The organism is Streptomyces sp. NPDC057616, assembly GCF_042800575.1.
In the GTDB taxonomy this organism is placed as follows: domain Bacteria; phylum Actinomycetota; class Actinomycetes; order Streptomycetales; family Streptomycetaceae; genus Streptomyces.
The window spans coordinates 1-4,732 of sequence record NZ_JBHVGU010000089.1 but is presented as its reverse complement, the minus strand read 5'-3'; the positions used below and the strand labels follow the sequence as shown (position 1 = coordinate 4,732).

Here is a 4,732-nt window from a genome sequence, read left to right as displayed (position 1 = left end):
CCTCCCCCTGGGCCTTTGGGCCTTTCTTTGGGCTGGTCGGGGTGGTGGACAATGGCGCCGGGCGGGGGGGGACTCCTTGCCGAGCGCGCGCGGGAGGCTAGGCCGGCCGCAGCCACACCGTCGCGAGCGGCGGCAGGGTCAGGGTGATGCTGGCCGGGCGGCCGTGCCAGCCCTGGGGTTCCGGTTTGACGATGTCGGGGTTGGTGACGTCGCCGCCGCCGTACCGGGCGAGGTCGGTGTTGAGGGTCTCGTGCCAGGCCTGGACGTCGTCCGGGACGCCGAGCCGGTAGTCGCGGCGGACGACGGGGGAGAGGTTGGAGACCGACAGCAGCGGGGCGCCGTCGGCGTCGAGCCTCAGGAACGCGAACACGTTGTCCTCGGCGGCGTCGCCGACGATCCACTGGAAGCCGGCCGGGTCGATGTCCCGCTGCCACAGCGCGGGGGTGTGCCGGTAGACGGTGTTCAGGTCGCGCACCAGGTCGCGCACCCCGCGGTGGTCGGCCTCGGCGCCGTAGGCCGGGTCGAGCAGCCACCAGTCCGGGCCGTGGGCCTCCGACCACTCCGCGCCCTGGGCGAACTCCTGCCCCATGAAGAGGAGTTGCTTGCCCGGGTGGGCCCACATGAAGGCCAGGTAGGCGCGGAGGTTGGCGCGCTGCTGCCACCAGTCGCCGGGCATCTTCGACACCAGCGACCGTTTGCCGTGCACCACTTCGTCGTGCGAGATGGGCAGCACGTAGTTCTCGCTGTACGCGTACACCATCGAGAACGTCATCTCGTTGTGGTGGTACTTGCGGTGCACCGGCTCGCGGCTCATGTAGTCCAGCGAGTCGTGCATCCAGCCCATGTTCCACTTCAGGCCGAAACCGAGCCCCCCGAAGCCGCCCGGGCCCCGGTGGTGGGTGGCCCGCGTGACGCCGTCCCAGGCCGTGGACTCCTCGGCGATCGTGACCACACCGGGCACCTCACGGTACACCGTCGCGTTCATCTCCTGGAGGAACGCGACCGCGTCCAGGTTCTCCCGGCCGCCGTGCTCGTTCGGCACCCACTGGCCCGGCTCGCGCGAGTAGTCGAGGTAGAGCATGGAGGCGACCGCGTCGACACGCAGGCCGTCGATGTGGAACTCCCGGCACCAGTAAAGGGCGTTCGCCACCAGGAAGTTGCGCACCTCGCGGCGGCCGTAGTCGAACTCCAGCGTGCCCCAGTCGGGGTGCGCGGAGCGCAGCGGGTCCTCGTGCTCGTACAGGGGGCGGCCGTCGAACTCGGCCAGCGCCCAGTCGTCGCGCGGGAAGTGCGCCGGCACCCAGTCCATCAGGACGCCGATGCCGGCCCGGTGCAGCGCGTCGACCAGGTACTTGAAGTCGTCGGGGGTGCCGAGCCGGGCCGTCGGGGCGTAGAAGCCGGTGACCTGGTAGCCCCAGGAGCCGCCGAAGGGATGCTCGGCGACGGGCATCAGCTCGACATGGGTGAAGCCCAGGTCCTTCACGTACGCCGGCAGCTGCTCGGCGAGTTGGCGGTACGTCAGTCCCGGTCGCCAGGAAGGGAGATGGACCTCGTAGACCGAGAACGGCGCCTCGTGGGCGGGCCGCTCGCCGCGCTGCTCGATCCAGGCCCCGTCCTGCCACTCGTGGTGGGAGGCGGTGACCACGGACGAGGTGTTCGGCGGGGCCTCGGTGCGCCGGGCCAGCGGGTCGGCGCGCAGGGTCTTCGAGCCGTCGGGGCGGGTGATCTCGAACTTGTACAGCTCGCCCTCGCCGATCTCGGGCACGAACAGCTCCCAAACACCCGAGGAGCCGAGCGAGCGCATCGGATACCCGGTGCCGTCCCAGAAGTTGAAGGTGCCGGCCACGTGCACGCCGCGGGCGTTCGGCGCCCACACCGAGAAGCGGGTGCCGGGCACGCCCTGGTGGGTCATCGGGTGCGCGCCGAGGACCTTCCACAGCTCCTCGTGCCGGCCCTCGCCGATCAGGTGCAGGTCGAGTTCGCCGAGCGTGGGCAGGAAGCGGTAGGCGTCCTCGGTCTCCCGCTGCGAGCCCTCGTACGTCACGAGGAGCCGGTACCCCGGCGGGACCTCGGCCAGCTGCAGCAGGCCGGAGAAGAACCCGTCCCCGTCGTCGTGCAGCTGCGCCCTGAGGTCTCCCGCCATGACGGTCACGGACAGCGCGTACGGCCGGAACGCCCGGAAGGCGACCCCGCCGGACACCGGGTGGGCGCCCAGCACCGTGTGCGGATCGTGATGGGTCCCGGCCAGCAGCCTCTCCCGGTCACCGGCCCCCAGAGCGGGGTCCGCCGGAGGCGCGGCGGGGTTCGCCACGGCAACCGGGGTCTGCCCCGCCGGTACCTCGGCCGGGGTCTTCCTTGCGGCGGCCTTCGTCGCCGTGTTCTTCTTCGCCACGGCCTTCGTGGCGGTGGCCTTCTTGGCCGTCGTCTTCTTGGCGACGGGCTTCTCGGCGGCGGCCGTCGTGACGGCGGCCTTCTTGGCGGCGGCCTTCTTCGCCGCCGTCTTCTTCACGGCGGGGTTCTCGGCGGCTGCCGAGGTTACGGCGGCCTTCTTGGCGGCGGCCTTCTTCGCCGTCGTCTTCTTGGCCGTGGCCTTCCCGGCGGCGGCCGTCGTCACGGTGGCCTTCTTCGCGGCCACCTTCTTCGCCGTCGCCTTCTTCGTGACGGCCTTCTTCGCCGTCGTCGCCTTCTTCGTGGCCGCCTTCTTGGCGGTGGGCTTCGCGGCCGCCTTCTTGACCGGCTTGTCGGGTTCGGTCGCCTTCTCCGTGGCCTTCGCGGCCTTCTTCGGATCAGAACCGCTGGACGTGGGGCGGGGGGTCACGGGCGGCGCCTCCTCGGCACAGTTCAGGTCAGGTCTGTCATGGCGTAACGCTCGATCGCCGCCATCGGTACGGAAAGCCAGTCGGGACGGTGACGGGCCTCGTAGAGGACCTCGTAGATCGCCTTGTCCGTCTCGAAGGCACGCAGCAGCACCGGGTCGGTGCGCGGGTCGCGCCCGCTGACCTCGGCATACCCGGAGCAGTACGCGGCCCGGCACGCGTCGGCCCAGTCCGGTGCCGGCGCGGGCGCGGAGTGGGACGCGTAGTCGAAGGAGCGCAGCATCCCCGCGATGTCCCGCACCGTGGGCTGCGGCATCCGCCGCTCGGCCAGCGGCCGGGACGGCTCGCCCTCGAAGTCGATCAGGCACCACTCGCCGGCCGGCGAGCGCAGGCACTGTCCGAGGTGCAGATCGCCGTGGATGCGCTGCGCGGTCCAGGTCTGGCCCTCCGCGGCCAGATCGGCCAGCGCCGTGAACTCCGAGTGCAGGGCGGGCGCGTACGGCCGTAGCGAGGGCACCGCCTGCGCGGCCGCCTCCAGGCGCTCGATCATGCCGTCGGCCAGCAGCCGGATCTGCGTGTGGCCCAGCGTCACCGTCGGCAGCGCGCGGGCCAGCGCGGTGTGCACCTCGGCGGTGGCGCGGCCCAGCGACCGCGCCTCGGCGGCGAAGTCCTCGCCCTTGGCCAGCTCGCGCAGCGCCAGCTCCCAGCCGTCCGTCGCGCCCTGGAGGAAGGGCTGGAGGACGCCGAGCACGTACGGCTCCTGCTCCTCCGGCAGCTCGGCCCGCAGCCACGCCGTCGGCGCGGGCACCCGGGCGCAGCCCTCCCGGGCGAGCGCCAGCGGCAGCTCCAGGTCGGGGTTGACCCCGGGCACGACCCGGCGCAGCAGCTTCAGGATGAACGTATCTCCGTAGATGACCGACGAATTGGACTGCTCGGCGGTCACCACACGGGGAACCAGCCCGGTGCGGATCTCGCGGCCGGGTTCCCGCTCGAAACGGAGCCCGCCGATCCGGGCCTGGGAGCGGAGCGCCTCCAGGAGCAGTTCGGCGGGCCGGGTGTCGTACAGCGCCTCGTACACCGTGTGTCCGGCGAGCGGGCCCTGCTCGACATGTCCGATCAGCGCGGGCGCCAGCCGGGGCGGCAGCGCCTCGCGCACGCCTATCAGCAGCTGGTAGCAGTCACCCGGGTGGGGCTCGGCGCCGATCGTGAGCGGCTGATGGGCGCGCACCAGGAGGTGGTACAGACCCACCCTGCTGTCGACCGGCAGCAGCTCCGTGGCCGCGACCAGCGAGAATCCGGTGACCGGACGTCCTTTGCCCGCGAACCAGCGCTGCCGTGGCAGCCACTCCCTGAGCAGTGGATCCAGGGACGCGAGCAGGCCAGGGCTCGTCGTGCTGGAAAGTGTGACAGTTTCCGCCATGGTGTCACATTCCTTTCCCCGGGTGGGCGGGGTGCTACTGATGCGTGCCCCGGGTGGGGCAGGAGAAACGCCCCATCCCGGGATCTCCGAGGCGCTACATCGAGTCCTTCCGCAGCCGGAACCAGTAGAAGCCGTGCCCGCCGAGGGTCAGCAAGTACGGCAGCTCACCGATGGCCGGAAAGCGCACCCCGCCGAACAGCTCGACCGGGTGCCGCCCGTTGAACGCCCGCAGGTCCAGCTCGGTGGGCTGGGCGAAGCGGGAGAAGTTGTTCACGCAGAGCACCAGATCGTCCTCGTACTCGCGCAGGAACGCGATCACCGCCGGGTTGGAGGACTGGAGCTCCCGGTAGGTGCCGAGGCCGAAGGCCGGGTTCTGCTTGCGGATCTCGATCATCCGGCGAGTCCAGTGCAGCAGCGACGAGGGCGAGGACATCGAGGCCTCGACGTTGGTGACCTGGTAGCCGTAGACGGGGTCCATGATGGTCGGCAGGTAGAG

Annotated in this window: 3 protein-coding genes; all 3 read right to left on the bottom strand. The window is 71.2% G+C overall.

Annotation, left to right across the window (positions count from 1 at the left end; translation table 11 throughout):
- Positions 1-97: 97 nt before the first annotated feature.
- The gene (glgB, locus tag ACFU97_RS46010) at positions 98-2,818 is read right to left on the bottom strand and encodes a 1,4-alpha-glucan branching enzyme (protein ID WP_384269273.1); all 2,721 of its coding nucleotides are present in this window, start codon (positions 2,816-2,818) and stop codon (positions 98-100) included.
- 23 nt (positions 2,819-2,841) lie between these two features.
- Positions 2,842-4,236: a phosphotransferase gene (locus ACFU97_RS46005; RefSeq protein WP_384269271.1), complete on the bottom strand. Its 1,395-nt coding sequence runs from the start codon at positions 4,234-4,236 to the stop codon at positions 2,842-2,844.
- Between the two features lie 94 nt (positions 4,237-4,330).
- Positions 4,331-4,732 (bottom strand): alpha-glucosidase C-terminal domain-containing protein (locus ACFU97_RS46000; protein WP_384269268.1); only part of this gene is annotated, 402 nt, incomplete at its 5' end.

Bases quoted from the DNA above. Each gene is read 5' to 3' on its own strand.
- ACFU97_RS46005 (WP_384269271.1), bottom strand. From the start codon at position 4,236: ATGGCGGAAACTGTCACACTTTCCAGCACGACGAGCCCTGGCCTGCTC.